This window comes from Companilactobacillus futsaii JCM 17355 (assembly GCF_001435505.1).
Lineage (GTDB): Bacteria > Bacillota > Bacilli > Lactobacillales > Lactobacillaceae > Companilactobacillus > Companilactobacillus futsaii.
Genome location: NZ_AZDO01000110.1, coordinates 1 through 3319 on the forward strand (window position 1 = coordinate 1; position 3319 = coordinate 3319).

The following is a 3319-nucleotide window of genomic DNA, read 5'->3' on the forward strand; positions in this document are numbered from 1 at the left end:
GATAAAATGGTTATTTCAATTCCTGATTATCGATTAGAAGAGGCGGCAATGCAGATTGATAAGTTCCAGAACCATATTGAAGATGTTAAAGCTGGACGTGCTGAGCCAGTAAGATGTGGTAAATGTGATTATTGTAAGTCAACCGCAAAACTAGGAAAGATTGTCAGCATGGATGACTTAATAGAATAGGGGGTGCAAATTTGGATTACTTCAAGCAAAGACGAGCTTACAGAAAGCTGAAACGGGACCAAATAGACATCTCAACTGGTCAAAATAATCTGTATCGCGAGTTATTGGACTACGCGAACGATGAGTACCAGCTGGATACGCTATTTATCTTAAAGAATTCTGCGTTGCTTGATCTTACTGGATTATCCGAAGCCGGAATGAAGAAGGCTAGGAATGAATTAGTTCAACTTGGATTAATCAAATACGTCCCTGGTAAGAGAAACCAACAAAAACCGAAATACCAAATAATCAAGCTTTACAGTACCAGTTGGGACACTACAAACAGTAAAAGTAGCTCAACTGGTACCCCAAACAGTAGCTCAACTAGTAACCCTACTAGTAGCTCAACTGGTAGCTCCAAAGTACTTACTAGTACTAGTACTTATAACCTAACTAATAACTCTAATAATAATCATGATGACAATCCGTTTATCTCAATGATCAACATGTACCAAAGTGAATTGGGAATAATGTCACCAACTGCAAAGCAGCAAGTATTTGATGTCGTTGACGATTTTAAGAAAGGTGGTTCTACTGACAAGCAAGCATCTGAGATTATTCAACATGCTATCAGTATCGCCGTTAGCTATAACAAAAGATATTGGAACTACGTCAATACGATCCTTGAAGATTGGCTCAACCATAGTTTATTTGATTTGGAGAAGATCAAGGCTTATCAAAACTCACACAAGTCTAAAAGCAATTACAAGAATTTTAAGCACAAACCAACTGAGCAGGCTACTAATTGGGATGAAGTTAAAGCCGAAGAAACTTCAGAAAACTCACAAGAATTACAAAACAGATTGGCAAAAATGAGAGGTAGAAAGAATGTTGCAAATTAACCAAGAAAGGGCGTCATATAGGCGTTCACAGACACCTATTTCAGATGATAGACAGACAGTTATAGACGAAATATCCAGAGAAAGCGTGTATCTGGAAAGAGTAATTGACAATTTACAACATCAATTTGAGCATATGGATTATTTGAGAAAGAATGATTCTGATTTATTTTCAAGTCCATTTCTCATGCTGAAGCTTGAGGGTTTACTTCTTAATGCTTACAGCCTACGTAAGTGCTATGATGCTGAGCTTAGAAAGTTGGTGGCTGAAAGTGATTAGATTTGATTTGAGAGGTTTATTAATACCAAGAAATTTAACACTAAGAGATTTATCTGAAATGTCAGGAATCAATTATTGGACCATAACTCACATGTCACAGAGAACGTACAAGTCGATAAAAATCACTGATGTTGAGAAAATCTGTAGGGCTTTAGATATCACGCCGAATGAATTATTCGGATATGAGAGCAAAAGGTAATTATCATGAAATTAATTATTATATTAGTAATACTATACGTTGTCATTTCTGGCTTTTTTAGAAGAAATGAATAGTAGCACAAGAGAGGATTAGCAAGTGAATAATCAATTGAAACTAATAATCGACGGTGATCCAGTACCCGCCTCACGTCCTCGATTTAGTTCGCAAGGTGGAAAAAAGTGGGGATATACAGACAAAAAATATCGGATTTACAAAAATGGAATCAAAGTATTGTACTGGGACAAGTACCATAACAAGCAACTTTTTAAAAAGGGTGCTCCTCTTGTTGCCCACATACGATTTTACAGAAGGATTCAAAAAGGATTATCCAAAGCAGAGCATAAGAGGCGTGCTTCACACGAAGTTAAACCCACTGTTAAGCCTGACTTGGACAATTACGAAAAGGCTGTATTTGATGGATTAGAAAAGGCTTGGTTTGATGACGGGCAAATTTGGAAACACGATACTGAAAAGAATTATGACGAGCACCCACGTACTGAAATTTTGATTGAGGAGTGGATAAAATGAACGATTTAGTAATTATGAAAGATCGGCAAGCAGTGACTAGCAGCTTACAAGTTGCAGAGAATTTCGAAAAGAGTCACAAGCATGTTTTAGAAGCAATTGATAACAAAATTCAATCAGCCGAAAATTCGGCCGATTACAAAAAGATGTTTTGCGAAGGAACTTATCAAGATACTCGTGGAAGAAATCAAAAAATGTACTACATGAACAGAGATGGTTTTACTTTCATCGCTATGGGATTCACAGGCTCTAAAGCAGATACATTCAAACTCAAATATATTGAAGCCTTCAACCAGATGGAAAATGAAGTTAAGAATGGTGGTTTCAAAGTTCCATCAACAATGGCAGAAGCTTTACGTCTAGCTGCGGATCAGCAAGAACAAATTGAAGCTATGAAACCCAAAGTTAATTATTTTGATCAAATCATGGCTAGCAAATCATTAATGATTACTACGACAATCGCAAAGGATTATGGAATGAGTGCCAAAGCATTTAACGACCTACTTAAAAAGCTTAAGATTCAATACAAATTGGGTGGCATCTGGTATTTATATTCTGAATATCAAGATAACGGTTGGGTTAGCTCATCAACACGAATGATTGATGGCAAGCCACGTACCTTAACCAAATGGACACAAAAAGGTCGTGTAGGACTATACAACCTATTAAAAGCCCACGATATTGTTCCTATGATTGAGAAGCTAGATGTCACTACCGTGACTATTGGAGGTAAATAATGATTAATCGAACAGTCCTAGTAGGACGCCTAACACGTGATCCAGAGTTGAGATATACAACTAATGGTGCAGCAGTAGCAAGCTTCACACTAGCAGTAAACAGGCAATTCACTAATTCTCAAGGTGCACGTGAGACCGATTTTATCAATTGTGTCATTTGGCGAAAAGCTGCTGAGAATTTTTCTAATTTCACTCACAAAGGTTCACTTGTAGGACTTGATGGACGAATTCAAACACGTAACTACGAGAATCAGCAAGGACAGCGTGTATATGTCACTGAAGTAGTTGTTGAGAACTTCTCACTTTTGGAAAGTAGAAAAGATGCAGAAAATCAGCAGCAAAATTCCAGTAATACCAACGACTACAGCCATCAACCGCCGAAAAAAAGTAGAAACGATGCAGTAAACACAAAAAGTGATGTAGCAAATTCAAAGAGCGGTGATCCATTTTATAACAACAGCAAACCAATAGATATTTCAGATGACGATTTACCATTTTAAATAAGGCGGTG

7 protein-coding genes are annotated in these 3319 nt (G+C 37.1%); all 7 read left to right on the forward strand.

Annotated features, from left to right (window positions below; all coding sequences use genetic code 11):
• Positions 1–189: PD-(D/E)XK nuclease-like domain-containing protein (locus FC88_RS08480; protein ID WP_200951540.1), on the forward strand; the 189-nt coding region annotated here is incomplete at its 5' end.
• An 11-nt stretch (positions 190–200) separates the two neighbouring features.
• Positions 201–1070, forward strand: coding sequence for a DnaD domain protein (locus tag FC88_RS12665; protein ID WP_083484612.1), 870 nt, complete (start codon positions 201–203; stop codon positions 1068–1070).
• Entirely contained in the window at positions 1057–1347 is a 291-nt protein-coding gene (locus FC88_RS13020) for a hypothetical protein (protein WP_057814667.1), read from the forward strand. Before FC88_RS12665 ends, FC88_RS13020 begins: the two co-directional genes overlap by 14 nt.
• Positions 1310–1546 (forward strand): helix-turn-helix domain-containing protein, encoded by a 237-nt coding sequence (locus FC88_RS13385; RefSeq protein ID WP_420838809.1) that lies wholly within the window; start codon positions 1310–1312, stop codon positions 1544–1546. Before FC88_RS13020 ends, FC88_RS13385 begins: the two co-directional genes overlap by 38 nt.
• A gap of 96 nt (positions 1547–1642) precedes the next feature.
• A complete protein-coding gene (locus FC88_RS08495; protein ID WP_057814669.1) occupies positions 1643–2074 on the forward strand; it encodes a RusA family crossover junction endodeoxyribonuclease in 432 nt (143 codons plus the stop codon).
• Positions 2071–2808 (forward strand): Rha family transcriptional regulator, encoded by a 738-nt coding sequence (locus FC88_RS08500; protein ID WP_057814671.1) that lies wholly within the window; start codon positions 2071–2073, stop codon positions 2806–2808. Before FC88_RS08495 ends, FC88_RS08500 begins: the two co-directional genes overlap by 4 nt.
• A complete protein-coding gene (gene ssb / locus FC88_RS08505; RefSeq protein WP_057814674.1) occupies positions 2808–3308 on the forward strand; it encodes a single-stranded DNA-binding protein in 501 nt (166 codons plus the stop codon). The genes FC88_RS08500 and ssb overlap by 1 nt, the downstream gene beginning before the upstream one ends.
• Positions 3309–3319 lie beyond the last annotated feature (11 nt).

Coding starts and splice junctions, on each gene's coding strand:
- FC88_RS13385 (WP_420838809.1), top strand. CDS start 1,310: ATGCTGAGCTTAGAAAGTTGGTGGCTGAAAGTGATTAGATTTGATTTG.
- ssb (WP_057814674.1), top strand. CDS start 2,808: ATGATTAATCGAACAGTCCTAGTAGGACGCCTAACACGTGATCCAGAG.
- FC88_RS13020 (WP_057814667.1), top strand. CDS start 1,057: ATGTTGCAAATTAACCAAGAAAGGGCGTCATATAGGCGTTCACAGACA.
- FC88_RS08500 (WP_057814671.1), top strand. CDS start 2,071: ATGAACGATTTAGTAATTATGAAAGATCGGCAAGCAGTGACTAGCAGC.